The sequence below is a fragment of the Stutzerimonas chloritidismutans AW-1 genome, from assembly GCF_000495915.1.
In the GTDB taxonomy this organism is placed as follows: Bacteria; Pseudomonadota; Gammaproteobacteria; order Pseudomonadales; family Pseudomonadaceae; genus Stutzerimonas; species Stutzerimonas chloritidismutans.
This window is the reverse complement of sequence record NZ_AOFQ01000047.1, coordinates 1-17,265: the sequence shown is the minus strand read 5'-3', so window position 1 is coordinate 17,265 and position 17,265 is coordinate 1. Positions and strand designations below refer to the sequence as shown.

At 60.1% G+C, this 17,265-nt stretch carries 13 protein-coding genes, 3 tRNA genes and 2 pseudogenes; 7 read left to right on the top strand and 11 right to left on the bottom strand.

The features are described from left to right. Window positions 1-23: 23 nt before the first annotated feature. From F753_RS39375 to F753_RS39365, 3 genes are all read right to left on the bottom strand, one after another. Window positions 24-230 carry a hypothetical protein gene (locus tag F753_RS39375; RefSeq protein ID WP_003089081.1) on the bottom strand — a complete coding sequence of 69 codons (207 nt, stop codon included), beginning with the start codon at window positions 228-230 and terminating at the stop codon, window positions 24-26. Window positions 231-354: 124 nt separating this feature from the next. Continuing rightward, window positions 355-1,749 carry a heavy metal sensor histidine kinase gene (locus tag F753_RS39370; RefSeq protein ID WP_003089080.1) on the bottom strand — a complete coding sequence of 465 codons (1,395 nt, stop codon included), beginning with the start codon at window positions 1,747-1,749 and terminating at the stop codon, window positions 355-357. Beyond that, the gene (locus F753_RS39365; RefSeq protein ID WP_003288515.1) at window positions 1,746-2,420 is read right to left on the bottom strand and encodes a heavy metal response regulator transcription factor; all 675 of its coding nucleotides are present in this window, start codon (window positions 2,418-2,420) and stop codon (window positions 1,746-1,748) included. The genes F753_RS39370 and F753_RS39365 overlap by 4 nt, the downstream gene beginning before the upstream one ends. Window positions 2,421-2,790: 370 nt before the next feature. On the opposite strand from F753_RS39365, the gene F753_RS39360 reads away from it, so the two are divergent. The 4 genes from F753_RS39360 to F753_RS39345 are packed head-to-tail and all read left to right on the top strand — an operon-like array spanning window position 2,791 to window position 8,516. After that, window positions 2,791-3,903, top strand: a complete 1,113-nt coding sequence (locus F753_RS39360) for an efflux RND transporter periplasmic adaptor subunit (RefSeq protein ID WP_003089078.1) — start codon at window positions 2,791-2,793, stop codon at window positions 3,901-3,903. Beyond that, window positions 3,903-6,986 (top strand): efflux RND transporter permease subunit, encoded by a 3,084-nt coding sequence (locus tag F753_RS39355; protein ID WP_003089077.1) that lies wholly within the window; start codon window positions 3,903-3,905, stop codon window positions 6,984-6,986. The genes F753_RS39360 and F753_RS39355 overlap by 1 nt, the downstream gene beginning before the upstream one ends. Then, window positions 6,979-7,281 (top strand): DUF3240 family protein, encoded by a 303-nt coding sequence (locus tag F753_RS39350; protein WP_003288512.1) that lies wholly within the window; start codon window positions 6,979-6,981, stop codon window positions 7,279-7,281. Before F753_RS39355 ends, F753_RS39350 begins: the two co-directional genes overlap by 8 nt. After that, window positions 7,281-8,516: a TolC family protein gene (locus F753_RS39345; protein WP_003089075.1), complete on the top strand. Its 1,236-nt coding sequence runs from the start codon at window positions 7,281-7,283 to the stop codon at window positions 8,514-8,516. The genes F753_RS39350 and F753_RS39345 overlap by 1 nt, the downstream gene beginning before the upstream one ends. A gap of 288 nt (window positions 8,517-8,804) precedes the next feature. On the opposite strand, the pseudogene F753_RS39340 reads toward F753_RS39345, so the two are convergent. Further along, a pseudogene (locus F753_RS39340) lies at window positions 8,805-9,188 on the bottom strand (transposase); the annotation flags it as partial. Between the two features lie 216 nt (window positions 9,189-9,404). On the opposite strand from F753_RS39340, the pseudogene F753_RS49170 reads away from it, so the two are divergent. Further along, a pseudogene (locus tag F753_RS49170) lies at window positions 9,405-10,339 on the top strand (recombinase family protein). A gap of 62 nt (window positions 10,340-10,401) precedes the next feature. Here F753_RS49170 and F753_RS39335 read toward each other — a convergent pair. The 3 genes from F753_RS39335 to F753_RS39325 all read right to left on the bottom strand — a co-directional run bounded on the left by F753_RS39335 (window position 10,402) and on the right by F753_RS39325 (window position 12,700). Then, window positions 10,402-11,097 carry a response regulator transcription factor gene (locus tag F753_RS39335; RefSeq protein ID WP_014820295.1) on the bottom strand — a complete coding sequence of 232 codons (696 nt, stop codon included), beginning with the start codon at window positions 11,095-11,097 and terminating at the stop codon, window positions 10,402-10,404. Window positions 11,098-11,214: 117 nt separating this feature from the next. Further along, the gene (locus F753_RS39330; protein WP_023445808.1) at window positions 11,215-11,976 is read right to left on the bottom strand and encodes a sulfite exporter TauE/SafE family protein; all 762 of its coding nucleotides are present in this window, start codon (window positions 11,974-11,976) and stop codon (window positions 11,215-11,217) included. Window positions 11,977-11,983: 7 nt separating this feature from the next. Further along, on the bottom strand, window positions 11,984-12,700 hold the full coding sequence (locus F753_RS39325; RefSeq protein WP_031297894.1) for a FadR/GntR family transcriptional regulator: 717 nt from the start codon (window positions 12,698-12,700) through the stop codon (window positions 11,984-11,986). 349 nt (window positions 12,701-13,049) lie between these two features. Between F753_RS39325 and F753_RS39320 the strand changes: the two genes are divergently transcribed. Further along, window positions 13,050-14,477, top strand: coding sequence for a hypothetical protein (locus F753_RS39320; RefSeq protein ID WP_023445806.1), 1,428 nt, complete (start codon window positions 13,050-13,052; stop codon window positions 14,475-14,477). A gap of 141 nt (window positions 14,478-14,618) precedes the next feature. Here the strand turns inward: F753_RS39320 and F753_RS39315 are convergent. The 3 genes from F753_RS39315 to F753_RS39305 form a co-directional block, all read right to left on the bottom strand. After that, a tRNA-Leu gene (locus F753_RS39315) sits at window positions 14,619-14,703 on the bottom strand. Between the two features lie 52 nt (window positions 14,704-14,755). Then, window positions 14,756-14,831, bottom strand: a tRNA-His gene (locus F753_RS39310). A 32-nt stretch (window positions 14,832-14,863) separates the two neighbouring features. After that, window positions 14,864-14,940 (bottom strand) — tRNA-Arg (locus tag F753_RS39305). Window positions 14,941-15,213: 273 nt separating this feature from the next. Between F753_RS39305 and folD the strand changes: the two genes are divergently transcribed. After that, window positions 15,214-16,068, top strand: a complete 855-nt coding sequence (folD, locus tag F753_RS39300; RefSeq protein WP_023444354.1) for a bifunctional methylenetetrahydrofolate dehydrogenase/methenyltetrahydrofolate cyclohydrolase FolD — start codon at window positions 15,214-15,216, stop codon at window positions 16,066-16,068. A gap of 60 nt (window positions 16,069-16,128) precedes the next feature. Here folD and cysS read toward each other — a convergent pair. Beyond that, window positions 16,129-17,265, bottom strand: a 1,137-nt coding sequence (gene cysS / locus F753_RS39295; protein ID WP_023445805.1) for a cysteine--tRNA ligase, incomplete at its 5' end; no start/stop codon positions are given.

Genomic DNA, 17,265 nt, shown 5'->3' with positions numbered 1-17,265 from the left:
AGAGAAACAGCACATCCATGAGCCTAGGATGGGCTTTTAGCGTTTTCCTTTTCTTTGGTCTCTGCCGGTTTGGCTTTGTCTGCGGTGTCTTTTTCACCCCAGAGGCGTTTCTGGTCCTCGCGGAATTTCTTGTTGAATTCGATCGAGCGGTCGTAGCCATCTTCGGCAAATACCGGTGTCGTCACACCAACAGCCAGTACACCGATGAGAAGCGCTTGGGTCAGTCGCATTTTCAGAAACTCCAGGGGTTTGGATCTCAATGGATCGTGAGATTTTCGATACCCCTGAAGCTTAAAGAAGCGTCTCTGACGACAACGTGAGGCGCGAATTACAATGTTGAAAGACGCCTTGGGCTCAGAGACGGTTCACCGGAAAACTCAGGTGGAACCAGGTAAAGCCCGAGCCCGTTATTTCTACCTTCGCCACGCCTTGGTGCAGGCTCATGATCGATCGCACGATGGCAAGCCCGAGGCCTGTGCCTCCCTCGCTGCGCGCACGCCCTTTGTCGACCCGATAGAAGCGTTCGAACAGATGAGGCAGGTGCTCTTCCGGAATACCTTGGCCTGGATTGCCTACGCTGAGCCTGATGTGCTCCTGCTCACGGTGAACCTTCACCACTACAGCCTGCCCTTGTGGGCAGTAGCGAATGGCGTTGGAGAGCAAATTGGACACTGCCCGTTGAATCATCAGGCGATTGCCTTGGATCACATCGACACTGCCTGACACATCGAGCCGAACGCCGCTCTCTTCGGCACTCAGGCTGAACAAGTCACTGACCCTCTGCACCTCGTCGACCAGTGCCACCGTCTCGAATTGCACCAAGGCTGCAGGCTGGCTGACATGTGCCAGGAAAAGCATGTCGGCCACCATGCTTTTCATGCGATCCAGCTCCTCGGCGCAGGATTCCAGCACCTCACGGTACTCCTCCGAGCTGCGTGGTCGTGACAGGGCCACCTGTGCTTTGCCCATCAGGTTAGTGAGCGGAGCACGCAACTCGTGGGACAGGTCGTCCGAGAACTGCGATAGCTGCTGCACGCCACCGTCCAGGCGGTGCAGCATAAAGTTGATGCCGTCCGCGAGCTCCAGCAGTTCGATCGGCAAGCGGTCGGTAGGCAGCCGATGCTGCATGTTGTCGGTGGAGATCTTCGACGCGACTTTCAGAAAGCGCGTAAGCGGCAGCAAGCCCCGGCGTACCGTCCACCAGGCCACGACCATGATCAGCGCCAGGATGAAGGGTGACGCCATCAGGGCCCAGCTCAGCATCGCCCGGAGCAATTCGGCATCGGAGGATTCATCCACGGTCATGTACACACCGACCTGGGTACCGTCAGCCAGACGCATGAGCTGGGAAACGCTGAGCATGGGCATGCCCAGTTCGTTGTTCCACTCGTAGAACTCCACTTGATCGTTGGCAGGAAAGCTGGTGAGTTCGGTGGTTATCTTTTTCGAGCCGATGGTCAGCAGGGGGATTCGGCTGTTTGCCGTATCGAAAATGCTGACGAACAGGTTGTTGTGGCCCATCGCAAGGTCGACCAACTGGTGGGAGTCTGCGGTGACCTCGGACAGATCCGCGACGGTCGATAGGTTATGGGCCATGCCACCCATCTTGGTGATCAGGCTGCTTTGCGCCGTGCGCTCCAGCGCCTGGCCGAGCATCAGGTAGCCCACGATAGAGAGCAGCACCAGCAGTATCACGCTCATCAAGCCGACTTTGAGTCCCAACCTGGCGGCCAGGCTGAAGCGCTTCATGAACGCTCCTCGATCACATAGCCCACACCGCGCAGGGTGTGGATAAGTTTGTTCTCGAACGGATCGTCGATCTTGGCGCGCAGGCGCCGGATCGCCACGTCGATCACGTTGGTATCGCAGTCGAAGTTCATGTCCCAGACCAGGGAAATGATCTGCGAGCGGGTCAGGGCTTCCCCTGGGTGGCTCATGAGCAGGCGCAACAGGGCGAATTCCTTGGTAGTCAGCTCGACGCGCAGGTCACCCCGGAACGCGCGGTGGCGACCCGGATCCAGCTCAAGGTCTGCGACCCGCAAGGTCGGGTGGTCCACCACCTTGTCGCCACGCCGCTGCAGCGAGCGGATGCGGGCAAGCAGTTCCGGAAACTCGAACGGCTTCACTAGATAGTCGTCGGCGCCGCCGTCCAGGCCCTTCAGCTTGTCGTGCAGGCGGCCACGACCGGTCAGCATGATGATGCGAACCCGACTGGTCTTGCGGATCGTGTCGAGCACGTCCCAGCCGTCCACCTTGGGCAGGTTCACATCCAGGATGACCAGGCCGTAGGTGTTGTGCTGGAACAGGTGCAGCGCATCGACACCATTACTTGCCCGGTCAACGATATAGCCACTTTCGGTAAGCCCTTGCTGAAGATATTCGGCAGTTTTGGCTTCGTCTTCCACTACTAGAACACGCATTATTTGTTTATCTCAAATTAAAAAAGTATTCGGGTGTCAAATAAAAAAATATTCATTTATTTCTTGAAGTGTCATTGCCTCATGCACCGAACCAGCATGGTGATCATCGATGAATCAATCTTAAAACGAAAATCAGGAGGGAGGTGGAATCCTTCAAATTTGTAATTCAGCGGTAACGTTCCTGATAGTCACCCCCCTCTAGAATCGAACCTGTAGAGGAGTCTACGACAATCTCCTTCCATGCAAAGGGTGCAGCAGACGAGTGGGTTACTCATGTGTGTCCTGCGACCGCGCTCGCCTTGCGATTTAAAAATCCTCAAAGACAGGTCTAAAGCATGCCCATGTCATGGCGCTTCACGGGGAACTTTCGATGAATAACGAACATTATCTGCGCAGTGTAAAGGGGCTCTCTTTCGCCATCGCTTTTATTATTTCAGGGCCTGCCATGAGTGCTGAGAAGTTCTCTGTCGCCAATGAACAGATTCAAGCGCTGGGTATCAAGACGTCTGCTGTGCAAAGCATGAAACAGACGGTCAGCACGCGATATCCCGGCCAGGTTGTCGTGCCTCCGAAAGCGGAGCAGATCGTCAGTTCCCCACTTGAAGGTGTGGTGGTGCAACTGCTGGTGGGCGAGTACCAGGCCGTTCGCAAAGGCGAGCCGGTCGTGCGCCTGTCCAGTCCGGCGATGAGCCAGCTCCAGCTCCAGCTGTTGCAGGCATCTGCCCGCGCCACGCTGGCCCGGCAGGCCTACACCCGGGAACAGAAGCTGTTCGATGAGGGCATCATTCCGCAGCGTCGGGCGCAGGAAGCCCAGGCAACGCTGAAGGAAGCGGAAGCGACTCTGGTGCAGACCAAGGCCGAACTGGCCCTGGCGGGAATGACCCCGGCCATGATCGAGCAGGTCATCCGCTCCGGGATTCCTTCCGACAGGATCACCCTCAGCGCCGTTCAGGACGGCATTGTCAGCAACATCTCGGTCCGGCCCGGCCAGCGGGTCGACGGTGCCACGTCGCTGCTGAACATCACCCAGGTCGATGCGCTGTGGCTGGACGTGCAGATTCCGGCCGCGGCCAGTATTGGCATTCAGCCGGGCGCGGGCGTAACGGTGGTCGACAAGGGCATTAATGGGCGTGTCATCAACCTGAGCCCGACCCTCTCGGCTACCAGCCAGTTCGTGGTGCTGCGCGCCGAAATCGAAAATGCCAACGGCGCCCTGCGTCCCGGCGAGCTCGTCACCGTGGAGATCCCGGTTCAGGCCGCTGGCAAATCCTGGGACATCCCTCTGTCTGCCGTCGCTCGCAACAAGACCGACTCCGTGGTGTTCGTCCGCACGCCCGACGGTTTTGAAGCCCGCCCGGTCAAGGTCGAAGTCAGCGCGGGGCAACTGGTCCGTGTCCAGGGCAACATCAGCGAACAGGACCAGGTTGCCGTCGCCGGCGTGATTGCGCTGAAAGGCGCCTGGCTTGAAGAGGACGGTGAGTGATGCTGAGCCGTCTTATCCAATTCTCTTTGTCCCAGCGCCTGTTCATGGTGCTGGCGACGCTGTTGCTGACCGGCGCGGGCTGGTATGCCTACCGTGGGCTGCCCATCGATGCCTTCCCTGATGTGGCCAGCACCCAGGTCAAGGTGATCATGAAGGCACCGGGGATGACCCCGGAAGAAGTTGAAAGCCGGATTGCCGTGCCGATCGAAGTGGAAATGCTCGGTATTCCCAAGACCAAGATCCTGCGCTCGGTCACCAAGTACGGCCTGGTCGATGTCACCATCGATTTTCAGGATGGCACTGACATCTACTGGGCGCGGCAACAGGTTTCCGAGCGTCTCGGCAACCTGAGCGACAGCCTGCCGGACGGCATCAGTGGCGGCATGGCGCCGATCACCACACCGCTGGGCGAGATGTTTATGTTCACGGTGGACGGTACAACCTTGTCTCTGGTCGAACGTCGCAGCCTGCTCGACTGGGTGATCCGGCCGGCGCTGCGTACCGTACCTGGCGTGGCGGATGTGAACTCCCTCGGTGGCCAGGTCAGGACCTTCGAGGTACTGCCAGATCCCATCCGCATGGCTGCCAGCGGCGTGAGCCTTGAGCAGCTGACCAACGCGGTCAACACCAACAACCGTAACGACGGTGCCGGCCGACTGGGTGAAGGTGACGAAGTCCTGCTGGTACGCAGCGAGGGCAGCATCCGCACCCTGGATGACCTGCGGGCCGTTGTGGTCAATTCCAACAGCTCCAGCCCGGTGCGGGTTGGCGACCTGGCCGAGGTTCGCCTTGGCACCCTGACCCGCTACGGCGTGGTGACCCAGGATGGCAAGGGCGAGGCTGTGCAAGGCCTGGTGCTCGGCCTGGCTGGCGCCAACGCCCGCCAAGTGGTCGCCGGTGTGCAACTGAAGCTCAAGGAACTGGAGGCCACACTACCGAAAGGCATCACCATCACCAGCTTCTACGATCGCTCGTCGCTGGTCGATAAAGCGGTAGGGGCTGTGTCCAAGGCGCTGATCGAGGCCACCGTGTTGGTCATCGTGTTGCTGGCCCTGTTCCTCGGCAACGTTCGCGCAGCGCTGACGGTTGCCCTGGTACTTCCGCTGGCGGCGTTGATCACCTTCATCCTGATGCGCTTCGTCGGCATGTCCGCCAACCTGATGAGTCTGGGAGGGCTGGCCATTGCCATCGGCATGTTGGTGGATGCCGCGGTGGTGGTGGTCGAGAACATCGTCCAGCGTCTGGCCACCGATCCTTCCGGTGGCAAGCTGCCGCGTCTGCACATCATCTACCGGGCGGTGCGCGAGGTCGCGGTACCGGTGACGTCCGGCATCCTGATCATCATCACGGTGTTCCTGCCGCTGCTCACCCTGCAGGACCTCGAAGGCAAGTTCTTCGTCCCGGTGGCGCTGACCATCGTCTTCGCTCTGGCGGGATCGTTGCTGCTGTCGCTGACCGTGATCCCCGTGCTGTCCTCCTACCTGCTGCGCGAGGTCAAGCACGAAGACCCCTGGCTTGCCCGCAAGCTGCTGGGCATCTATGGCCCGGTGCTGGAGTGGGGGCTTGGCCGGCAGAAACTGATCGCGATCATCGCTGGCGCCATGTTGGTCGTCGCTGGCCTGGTCTACACCCAGGTGGGCAAGACCTTCATGCCGACCATGGATGAAGGCGACCTGATCGTGGGTATCGAGAAACTGCCATCGGTCAGCCTCGAACAGACGGCCGAGCTGGACAAGAAGATCCAGACCGCGCTGATGGCAGCGGTCCCGGAGATCCGGGGCATCGTGGCGCGGGCCGGTTCCGACGAGATCGGTCTTGATCCCATGGGCCTGAACCAGACCGATACCTACCTGCTGCTCAAGCCCATGAGCGAATGGCGGATGGACACCAAGGAAGAGCTGATGGACGAGGTCCGCAAGGTGCTCGATCCAATGCCGGGTATCGGCTACAGCTTTACCCAGCCCATCGAGATGCGCGTCTCCGAGATGATCATCGGTGTGCGCGGCGACCTCGCCGTGAAGATCTATGGCCCTGACCTGGGCACCCTGAGCCAACTGGGCGGCAAGATCGAGTCGCTGCTCAAGACTGTGCAGGGCAACCAGGACGTCTACACCGTGCAGAACGACGGTGTGCAGTATCTGCGCGTGGAGATCGACCGGCTGCAGGCTGGCCGTTTCGGCCTGAGCGTCGAGGCCATCCAGGATGCACTGCGCGTGCAGATCGAAGGCCAGCAGGCCGGCCTGGTGATCGAAGGCAACCAGCGCACGCCGATCCTCATTCGCTCGGACGAGTCGGTGCGCACGTCGCCGGCGGACTTCAACGCGGTGCGGATCACCACGCCGGATGGCCAGACCATTCCGCTGAGCAGCGTGGCGAGACTGGAGCGTGCCGATGGCCCGGTGAAGATCGACCGGGAAATGGGCAGCCGCTACAGCGTGGTGATCGCCAACGTCAGCGGTCGTGACCTGGTCGGCTTCGTCGAGGAGGCCAAGGCGCTGGTGGCTCAGCAGGTGGAACTGCCCAACGGCTATCGCATCAGCTGGGGCGGCCAGTTCGAGAACCAGCAGCGTGCGGCTGCCCGGCTGTCCATCGTCGTTCCCGTGGCGCTTGGTCTGATCTTCGTCCTGCTGTTCTCGACCTTCGGCTCCGTGCGCCAGGCGTTGCTTATCCTCAGCAACATCCCCTTCGCCCTGGTGGGCGGCATCGTCGCGCTGTGGGTCACTGGCGAGTACCTCTCGGTGCCAGCGTCGGTGGGGTTCATCGCTTTGTTGGGTATCGCGGTGCTCAACGGCATCGTGCTGGTCAGTTACTTCAACCAGTTGCATGGCGAAGGCCTGCCACTGCGGGAAGTGGTGCTCCAGGGTGCCCGTCGCCGGTTACGCCCGGTACTGATGACCGCCTCGATCACCGCCTTCGGTCTGGTCCCACTGTTGTTCGCTACCGGGCCCGGCTCCGAGATCCAGCGGCCGTTGGCCATCGTGGTGATCGGCGGTTTGATCACCGTCACCGCGCTCACCCTCATGTTGCTCCCGATTCTCTATCTGCGATTCGCCCACGCGAAAAAGGAGGCCAAAGATGCCTGATACCTGGTTGACGCTGCTCTGCACCCCAAGCTTGGAGGAGAAGCTCATCGACCACCTCCTGGTCGTGACGGGGAACCAGATCTTCACCAGCACACCGGTTGCGGCGCACGGGCTGTCCACCGCGGCACTCAATCCGATGGAGCGTGTCATGGGGCGGGCCAAGGCTGTGCAGATCCAACTCGTGGTGGAACGGCAGCAACTCACGGAGGTGCTGCAATCCCTCAAGGAGGAGTTTCCAAATACCGGGCTGCGCTATTGGACGGTCCAGGTCAGTAACTTTGGGGAGTTCGTGTGATGAAGCGCCTTGTTCCCCTGGCTCTGCTGATCAGTGTGTGTGGCACGGCCGTGGCGCAACCTGCCGCTCCGGCAAACATTCTGCCCAAGCCGCTGGTGGTGTCGCTGCTCAACGCCGATCCCCGCGTGGCCTCGGCACGCTCCAGCATGGATGCCGCCATGCTGGAGGCTGGCATCATCCGGCGTTCGCCTTATGAATGGACGGCCACGGCAATCGGCCAGCAACGGCGTACCGACGCTGGCCCCAACTACAACGAATGGAACGTGGGTATCGAGCGCACGGTGCGCCTGCCTGGCAAGGCCAGTGCCGACCAGGACATCAGTTCGGCAACGCTGCGATTGGCAGATGCCACCTATGGCGAAGTCCGTCATGAAGCCGCGCGGGAACTGATGACCCTGTGGCTGGATTGGCTGGTGTCGGAGCACGCGCTCACCATCGCCAATAAAGGCCTGGCCTCAGCCAAGGAAAGCCTGGCGGCGGCGGAAAAACGCAACCGTGCGGGTGACGCCTCTAAGCTGGATGTAAGCCTGGTCAAGGCGGAAGTGGCCGAGCAACTGCGACAAGGCAACGAAGCCAAGATAAAAGCCGCTGCGAGCTGGGCAACACTGTCGCGGCGCTTCCCTGGCATCGAGCGCAAAGTGGTTGATCTGCCCATTCCTTCGGCCGAACTCGGTCAGTACGACACCTGGCGCGAGCGGATCCTGGCCGAAAGCGATGTGCTGCGTCGGGTCGAAGCCTCTCTGCTGAGAAATCAGGGGCAATCGGCCCGGGCGAAGGCTGACAGGGTGCCGGATCCTACGTTGGGGGTATTCACCGCCTCCGAGCAGGGCAACCGTGAGCGCATCTACGGTGTCAGCTTCAGCATGCCGATCCCCAGCGGGTCGCGCAGTGCTCGCTACAGCCAGGCGCTGGCCCAGGAGAATGCGGCTCGCGAGGATGTCGACCTGGCCAAACGCGAGCTGGAAGCCGGGATTGCCCGTGACGTCGAACTGGCTTCAGGTGCTTACGAGAGCTACCTGATCGCGAAGGATGGCGCCGCTGCCATGACCCAGAACGAAGCACAGATGCAGCGTGCCTACGAACTGGGCGAGGTGGATCTGCAGTCGTTGTTGCTGGCTCGCCGGCAAGCCGTCGCATCGTCTACCAGCGCCCTGCAGGCCCACGCGGATACGCTGCGCACCCATCTGTCGCTGTTGATCGATGCCCACTGGATATGGGGGTTGGACGAAAGCTGAGTTGTTGCGTTGCCCGGCATAGGCCGGGCAACCTTTCAGAATCGTAATGAGTTACTCATGCTCCGGTTAGTTTTCGGCAGCAATGATAGGAAACGGCCAGTGACCACAGCTGAATAATAAACGGCCGTCCTATCTCAATAAGGGAAGGTCTGAAGTAACCCTGTATTTCCGGTCGACTTCAGCCCTTGCTGCTTTTGAAAGCGGGCCGTCGATCAAAATCGACCAGGTAACCCGCTCAGTTCTCCGTTTTTGGCCGCCGCGAGCACCTCGCAGCAGCCATTTTCCGCATTACAGGTGCACCTTTCCTGCGGTAGTCAGCAAATGTCGGCGCGCCATCCATAGGTTCGACAGCGCGAACAGCGTCACCAGCTGAGCGGTGTTCTTGGCCAGGCCACGGAAGCGCACCTTCACGTAACCGAACTGGCGCTTGATCACTCGAAACGGGTGCTCGACCTTCGCTCGCACTTGTGCCTTGGCCTTCTCGATCTTGCGCTTGGCTTTGTACAGGGCGCTGCGTTTATCGAGCTTCTTGTAGGTGCTGCGGCGTGCTGCGACCTGCCAGATCACTTCGCGGCCCGCATGTTCGGGGCGCTTTTCGACGCCGGTGTAGCCGGCATCGGCGCAGACGACGTTCTCGTTACCGTGCAGCAGTTTGTCGACCTGGGTGATATCGGGGTTTGGGGAGCAACGGAACAGAAAGTGCACTTAAGCCCAGCGCCTGCCCGCAAACCCTTGTGGCGTCTGGTTAGTTCGGGAAAACCAAGGTTTTGCCGAACTCTATCGAGGAATGGCTCGGTTCGTTAAGCTCCCCACGCTACGGTTCAAATAACTGGTACGCTTTATCAAAGTTCAACTATTACTAACGTAGTCGAGTAAACGGTACTTTTGATGAAGATCGGTTATGCGCGAGTGAGCACTCGGGATCAGAAAGCCGACCTACAAGTCGATGCCCTGAAACAGGCCGGGTGCGAACGCATCTACCAAGACATCGCCAGCGGCGCGAAAAGCGCCCGTCCGGAACTGGACAAACTGCTGGCCAACGTGCGTCCGGGTGATGCCGTGGTGATCTGGAAACTGGATCGCCTCGGGCGCTCGCTCAAGCACCTGGTCGAGCTGGTCGGCGAGCTGGCAGAGCGTAAGGTCGGCTTGCAGAGCCTGAATGACCCCATCGAACCACCCATGCCCAAGGCCGCCTGGTGTTCAACCTGTTCGCCTCGCTGGCCGAGTTCGAGCGCGAGCTGATCCGCGAGCGGACTCAGGCGGGCCTGTCGGCCGCACGGTCGCGGGGCCGGATCGGTGGCCGTCCCAAGGGTCTGCCCGCCAAGGCCGAGGCCACCGCCATGGCGGCGCAAACGCTGTACCGCGAGGGTCGCCTGAGCGTCAGCGCCATCGGCGAGAAGCTACACATCTCCAAGAGCACACTGTACAGCTACCTGCGCCACCGGGGTGTCGAGATCGGCGCATACCAGAAGAGCGCCCGGTCACGCGATCAGCAGATCACGGCCTCGTCGTCATCGCCGGCAGAGCCGCCCGCTGTCGAGCGGGTGGCCACCGTCACCCTGCGCCTGGCGGTGGTGAATAACAGCAAGTTCGTGCGCGGCCGGAAACGGGCCAAGGAGAACATCGAGCGCTACTGCCTGGAACCCTACGGCATGAAACGGCTGGAGTCGGGCCACTACGAGTTGGCCATTTCGTATCGAAGCGACGACGAGCTGGACAAGACCGTGCACGACCTGCTGACCGAGATCAGCCAGGAAGCCGACATGCGCAACTGCTTCATCGAGGCGGATGCCTGGGAAGAAGGCACCGAGCGCAGGTGGTAGGGCTTACGTTGGTTTTTGGTTCCATTGCTCCCCAAACCCCAGTTTCCAGAACAGGCGCCGATTCATTGGAAACAGTAGCCACGACCGTGGAGCGTTTGCAGGCGGTCGGCTGCCACGCCTGCCTCGCTCAAACGTCGCCGTATCCGGCTGACGTGCATATCAAGGCTGCGGTCATAACCGCTGTACTCACGCTCCAGAACCACACGGTAGAGATAAGGCTTGCTGAGCACCTCCCCACGCTGAAGCAAGAACTGCCAAAGCAGCCGAAACTGCAAGGGCGTCAGCGCGAGGTCATACGAGCCGGCGCGTGCATGTAGACCGCATCGTTCGAGAACAAGTGAATCGACCTGAAGCGTCGATGGCGACGGTACGCGATGTTCCATGCTGCGAGTTCGCCGCAAGATCGCGTCGATGCGCAGCTGTAGTTCGGTCAGGTTGAATGGTTTGGACAGATAGTCATCCGCGCCGTGGCGCAGTCCGCGAATCCGTTCTTCCTCTGCTCCGCATGCGGTGAGCATGATCACCGGTGTCTGTTGTTGCTCGCGCAGCCGGCGCAGTACAGAAAGCCCATTGATGTCCGGCAGCATCACATCCAGCAGCACCAGGTCCGGTGCATTGGCCAACGCCATAGCCAGCCCGCTTTCGCCGAGCAAGCTGGAGCGCACTGCGTACCCCTGCAGGCGTAACAGATCGCCGAGTTGAGCGCTGAGACCCTGATCGTCTTCTATAACCAGCACATCAGCCAGGTATCCGCCCATTGCCACTCCCTGTTGGGTGGATGCACCCATCGCTTAAAGATAACAATTCTCATCAAGTTTAAGCGAAAGCAGTGATTGGCGAGAAGGCGGAATCGGTCCCTATGGAGCAAGCCGGTATCAGGCGCGGAAAAAAAGCACCGTCATCACGGCACCGGTGATGATCACGACCGCCCGAACGAAGCTCGAAGGGAGCCGGCGACCGACGCGTGCCATGACATAGCCGCCGACAGTCGCCGCCAGCATCATCACCAGCGCTTCGCGCCACAGGATCGCACCGCCGAATGCATATACAGACACGGCGATCGCGGTCAGTACAGACGAAACCAGATTCTTGAGCCCCTGCATCGAGTTGATGTCTCGATGGCCGAGCAAGCTGAATGCAGCGAGTAGCACGATGCCCAGACCGCCATTGAAGTAGCCGCCGTATAGGCTGACAACAGCCAGAGTGAAACCCTGCACCAGTGCATTCGCCTCATTTTCGGTCGAATCGCGCTTGAACCTGCGCAATATCCAGGGCCCGAAGGCGAACAGCAGCGTCGCGATAAGCAATAGCCAAGGCACGATCGCACGGAATACGTCATCGGGCGTGGTCAGCAGCAACCCCGCCCCTACTGCACCGCCGCCGAGGCTGATGGCAACGAGCGTCCCCATGGACAGCGTTGCTGGCGGGCGCAGGTCCTCTCGATAGCCCCAGGTACTTGCAAAATAGCCAGGTAGAAGCGCGAGCGTGCCTGAGGCATTGGCCGCCACAGCAGGCACGCCGGCGTAAACCAATGCCGGGAACGTGAAAAAACTACCGCCACCGGCAATGGCGTTCAGCCCGCCGCCAAGAAAAGCGGCAACCAGCAGAATTGCCCACGTCGTAATCGAATGATCCATGAAAGTTCTACTCCCTTGTGTCCGCGTTTCGAGAATCGGTTTCCAGCGTACTGGCCAGCGTTTCGAGCGCCGGAGTCAACAGCTCGCTGGCCGCTATGGCAGCCTGCTCGGGACAACCGCGGGCTATGGCGTCATAGACAGCTGCGTGTGCTGCATAGGTGGGTTCCGGGAGCTGCTGCTCGCCCTCCGTCTTGGCAATGGTGTTCTGCAGACCCGCCCAGAAGAACTGATACATTTCCAGCAGCGTGGCGTTGTGGCTGGCGCGGACGATGCTCAGATGAAAATCGGCATCTCGTTCGACGAACGCTTCAAGTGTGGCGTCATCGGTCCAGGTCCCTCGCGCTCCGAGAGAGTCACGTATCGTTTGCAGGTCCTCATCCGTGCGCCGCGACGCTGCCAGACGCGCAGCTTCGACCTCCAGCGCGCGTCGGACTTCGAGCTGGTCATGCAGCGCGGCGTGATCTAGGCGCTGGAGTAATCCAGACGGGTCTCGACTGGAGAGCACGAACGTCCCCGCACCCTGGCGGACCTCCAGCACCCCGGTATGAACCAGCGCTCGCACTGCCTCTCTGACGGTATTTCTGCCAACACCTAAAGAGTTGCTGAGCTGGCTTTCGGTAGGAATTCGCATACCCGGCGTCCATTCGCCAGCATTGATCTGCGACCGCATTTGCTCAATTACCCGTTCTACAAGTGACGAGCGCGAGGTGTGCTGCAGCGACATATGATCACCTTCAGATTCATCCCATGTTTCAATCATAGGATGAATTTCATCCGGTACACAATTGGATGCTTCAATCGATCATTTCCTTGTCAGCCGCAGGTAGCTCGACTGCTGCTGTGAGCCGCGGCAGACAAGCGTGTTGCCCGGAGCGCAGCGAGCGCGCTGTGGTGACTAGCAAACTTGCGAATGCGGCGAGCAGTTATCCTCGCGTTGTTGCATAGCCTGGGACAGGCAAAAGGGCTATGCGCAAGGCTTCCCGACAGAGCCGTGCTCAGGCAGAAGCCAGCCTCGCGTACCTGCTAGCAAAGCTTGGTAAGCTGGCCGCGTTTTACTGTCATTTGGGGGTTCCGTGTTTTCGCTCAAGCGCAAAGGTGATTTCCGCCTGCAGCTGACCCGTACGCTGAAGCAGCCTGGACGGCACAAGATCGAGCTGTATCTGTTCACCCCGCACGAGAGCAACCTGTCGGCCTGGACCCTGTCGGAAGAGCAGTTTTTCTTTACCACCCTGACGCACAGTTTCGGGCTGCTTGGCATGCCATCGAAGGACCGCATCAGCAAGGCTGACCAATCCTTCGTGCTGCTCTCACCGCACTACGAAATCATGTACGGCTCCTGGTTCTTCCAGTACCAGGCTTCAATGGAGCGGTTGCGCCAGCAGATGCTCACGTCCGAAGCTGTGGCAGAGCCCGTAGCGCGCGCCCTGCGGCTCAGCCAGAACTTCGCGCAACGCCTGCGCAAGTCCAGCCCGAAGCAGAGCAACCAACAGCGCTACTTCCGCCAGATGGACATCTATTTCTCGTGGCATGCCGAGCAATTCTTGCTGGAAAGCATGACCCTCGAGGGCTACGCGGCCCTCGACGAGGAACTCAAGCAATCAGTGGCGGAGTTCCTGCACCAGGAACACAGATACCGTAAGGAGCGCGAGTACCTGAGCGACTTCCACGGCACCCCGACACGCATATGGAACCGCATGGCTCTATATCACCGGCTGCTGGAGTACCCAGTACTGCTGCGTTCGAAGGTTACGCAGTTGGGCGCCGGCACTCACAAGCTGGTCAAGGCGGCGTCGACGATGCTGATCATGTCGCTCTTCACCTACTTCCTGTTCAATGCGCGCGACGCCAGCGAGAAACTCTCGCTCACTCTTCTGCTTGTGATAGCGCTGGTCTACGCCGTCCGTGATCTGCTGCGCGACGACATGATCACCGCCATCACCCGCAGACTACGCAAAGGCAAGCCGCGCTGGAAGATTCGCCTGTTCATGCCCTACACCCGCAAGTTGCTCGCGCAGCAACGGGTCTGGCTTGACTATCGCAAGCTGGCCGATCTACCGCCCCTGGTTCGGGAACACTCCGGCAAATGGGCCACCAACGAGGAGCGGCAGATCATCTGCTATCGCGTGCTGCTGAGTCTGGACAACGCAGCATTGGAGCACGACGAGATTCGGGAGCGGCTCACGCTGGATTGCGAACAGCTTTGCGCGATGATCCAGGCGAGCCACAACAAATTGTTTGTCCCGGCCGACGAAGATGATTCCGCCAGCGATGGCAGCAAAGGTTCAGTTCAAGCCCACCCCATCGAGAAGCAGCACGACTACAACCTGCTGCTGTTGCACACCAATCCCGGTGAGCATTTTCCATCGGCCCAGCGCTGGCGCCTGAGGCTCGGTACCAACGGCATAGTGCAATGCGAAAGCAAGAAGGCCCACTGGCCTGAACCACCTGAGCTACAACGCCCCGCATGGCATCGATTGAGTCGTCTGTGGCGGCGAGGATGATCAGTACCATCAACCTCCGCCGTCTGCGCTGCAAGGCATCGTGCGTAGCCTCACGTGTTACAACAGCAGACACAAAAAAGCCCCTGTTACGGGGCTTTCAGAGATTTTCGATTCTTCTTGCAAAGCTTCGAAATCATGAGATGGTGCGGACGGAGAGACTCGAACTCTCACACCTTGCGGCGCCAGAACCTAAATCTGGTGTGTCTACCAATTTCACCACGTCCGCCAAGCAGGGCTTAAACGAAAACGCCAGGCAATGCCTGGCGCTTTCTGGAATATGGGGTGGACGAAGGGGATCGAACCCTCGACACCAGGAGCCACAATCCTGTGCTCTACCAACTGAGCTACGCCCACCATATTGCATTTGCTTGTGCCAGAGCCCGAAATGGCGCACCCGGCAGGACTCGAACCTGCGACCATCCGCTTAGAAGGCGGATGCTCTATCCAGCTGAGCTACGGGCGCTTTATCTGCATTCTGTTCGGAGCGCAGACTTGAAGCTCCGGCTATTGAAGAAGTAACCCTCTTCGAAAGCCATCTTACCCAGCAGCAGGCTGTGCTCGACAAGCGGGGCGAATGTTATAGAGGCTCCAAACACTCGTCAACAGCAAATTCAAAAAAATTTCAGTTAGATAAAGGAGTTACAGGTGCCGGTAGCTGCTTCGCCTTTGCCACATCGCTGCGACATGCGAGAATACGCGCCCTTTCCAAGTCCTCTCCAATGGTTAACCAAGCGTCATGACCGCAAAACTGATCGACGGTAAAACGATTGCTGCCAACATTCGCCAACAGATCTCCGGTCGTGTTGCCGAACGCCGCGCCCAAGGGCTTCGCGCTCCCGGCCTCGCCGTAATTCTGGTGGGCAGCGACCCAGCCTCCCAGGTTTACGTGGCGCACAAGCGCAAGGATTGCGAAGAGGTGGGCTTCAATTCCGTGGCCCATGACCTGCCGAGCGATACTCGCCAGGAAGATCTTCTTGCGCTGATCGATCAGCTCAACGACGACACCTCCATCGACGGCATCCTTGTGCAACTGCCGCTGCCAAAGCACCTCGATGCCTCGCAATTGCTCGAGCGCATCCGTCCGGACAAGGATGTGGACGGCTTCCATCCCTATAACGTCGGTCGTCTCGCGCAACGCATGCCGCTGCTACGCCCCTGCACGCCAAAGGGGATCATCACGCTGCTGGAGAGCACCGGTGTCGATCTGCACGGTCTGGATGCGGTCGTCGTGGGCGCATCCAACATTGTCGGTCGCCCGATGGCGCTGGAACTGCTCTTGGCTGGCTGTACCACCACCGTGACCCATCGCTTCACCCGCAACCTCGTAGAGCACGTTCGCCGAGCTGATCTGGTCGTGGTAGCGACCGGTATCACCGGCCTGGTAAAGGGTGAGTGGATCAAGCCTGGGGCGATCGTCATCGATGTGGGCATCAATCGTCAGGCCGACGGGCGCCTGCTGGGCGACGTTGAATTCGGACCAGCCAGCGAACGCGCCGCCTGGATCACTCCGGTTCCGGGTGGAGTAGGTCCGATGACCCGAGCCTGCCTGCTGGAAAATACGCTGCACGCCGCCGAACATCTGCATCGATAACTACTGCGAGTGAAACAAAAACGGCACCTTTCGGTGCCGTTTTTGATTACGCCGTGCCTTCTATTCAGCAAGACGCCAGGTCGTTCCGCCTTTGCCATCCTCCAGCACCACCCCCATCGCGGTGAGCTGGTCACGGATACGATCGGATTCGGCCCAGTTCTTTTCAGCTCGAGCCGTGAGGCGCGCAGCGATCAACGCCTCGACCTCGATGGCATCGACCTTGCCCGCCGCACCAGCCTGCAGGAAGGCTTCAGGCTCAAGCTGCAGCACGCCCAATACACCAGCCAATTCCTTGAGGCGCGCAGCCAGCGCCGCAGCCGCGGCCAGATCTGACTCACGCAGACGGTTCACCTCACGGATCATCTCGAACAGCACCGCGCAGGCTTCCGGCGAGTTGAAGTCGTCGTCCATCGCCACGCCGAAGCGCGCGATGAACTCGTCGCCGCCGCCCGGCGTCGCCTCAGGCAGGCCCTTGAGGCCGTTGTAGAAGCGCTCCAGGGCGCCCTTGGCTTCGCGCAAGCTGTCTTCGGAGTAGTTGATTGGGCTGCGATAGTGGCTGGAAACCAGCAGATAGCGCACCACCTCAGGATGGTACTTTTCCAGCACTTCCCGAATGGTGAAGAAGTTGCCCAGGCTCTTGGACATCTTCTCGCCATCGACACGCACCGCGCCGGCATGCATCCAGGCATTGGCGTACTGCTTGCCAGTGGCTGCTTCACTTTGGGCGATCTCGTTCTCGTGGTGCGGGAACACCAGATCCGGACCACCGCCATGAATGTCGAAGGTCTCGCCTAGGCAGCAGGTCGACATCACCGAGCATTCGATATGCCAGCCCGGACGACCGGCACCCCAGGGCGAATCCCAGCTCGGCTCACCTGGCTTGGCGCCCTTCCACAGCACGAAATCCAGTGGATCTTCCTTGGCCTCATCGACCTCGATGCGCGCGCCGATCTTCAGGTCCTCGATCTTGCGCCGCGACAGCTTGCCGTAACCGACGAACTTGCCGACCCGGTAATAGACATCACCATTGCCCGGCGCATAGGCGAAGCCCTTGTCGATGAGCGTCTGGATCATCGTGTGCATGCCGGCGATATGGTCAGTCGCACGTGGCTCGATATCCGGACGCAGTACGTTGAGGCGGGTCTCGTCCTCGTGCATGGCAGCGATCATTCTCTCGACCAGCGCCTGGAACGGCTC

Coding starts and splice junctions, on each gene's coding strand:
- F753_RS39375 (WP_003089081.1), bottom strand. CDS start 230: ATGCGACTGACCCAAGCGCTTCTCATCGGTGTACTGGCTGTTGGTGTG.
- F753_RS39370 (WP_003089080.1), bottom strand. CDS start 1,749: ATGAAGCGCTTCAGCCTGGCCGCCAGGTTGGGACTCAAAGTCGGCTTG.
- F753_RS39365 (WP_003288515.1), bottom strand. CDS start 2,420: ATGCGTGTTCTAGTAGTGGAAGACGAAGCCAAAACTGCCGAATATCTT.
- F753_RS39360 (WP_003089078.1), top strand. CDS start 2,791: ATGAATAACGAACATTATCTGCGCAGTGTAAAGGGGCTCTCTTTCGCC.
- F753_RS39355 (WP_003089077.1), top strand. CDS start 3,903: ATGCTGAGCCGTCTTATCCAATTCTCTTTGTCCCAGCGCCTGTTCATG.
- F753_RS39350 (WP_003288512.1), top strand. CDS start 6,979: ATGCCTGATACCTGGTTGACGCTGCTCTGCACCCCAAGCTTGGAGGAG.
- F753_RS39345 (WP_003089075.1), top strand. CDS start 7,281: ATGAAGCGCCTTGTTCCCCTGGCTCTGCTGATCAGTGTGTGTGGCACG.
- F753_RS39335 (WP_014820295.1), bottom strand. CDS start 11,097: ATGGGCGGATACCTGGCTGATGTGCTGGTTATAGAAGACGATCAGGGT.
- F753_RS39330 (WP_023445808.1), bottom strand. CDS start 11,976: ATGGATCATTCGATTACGACGTGGGCAATTCTGCTGGTTGCCGCTTTT.
- F753_RS39325 (WP_031297894.1), bottom strand. CDS start 12,700: ATGTCGCTGCAGCACACCTCGCGCTCGTCACTTGTAGAACGGGTAATT.
- folD (WP_023444354.1), top strand. CDS start 15,214: ATGACCGCAAAACTGATCGACGGTAAAACGATTGCTGCCAACATTCGC.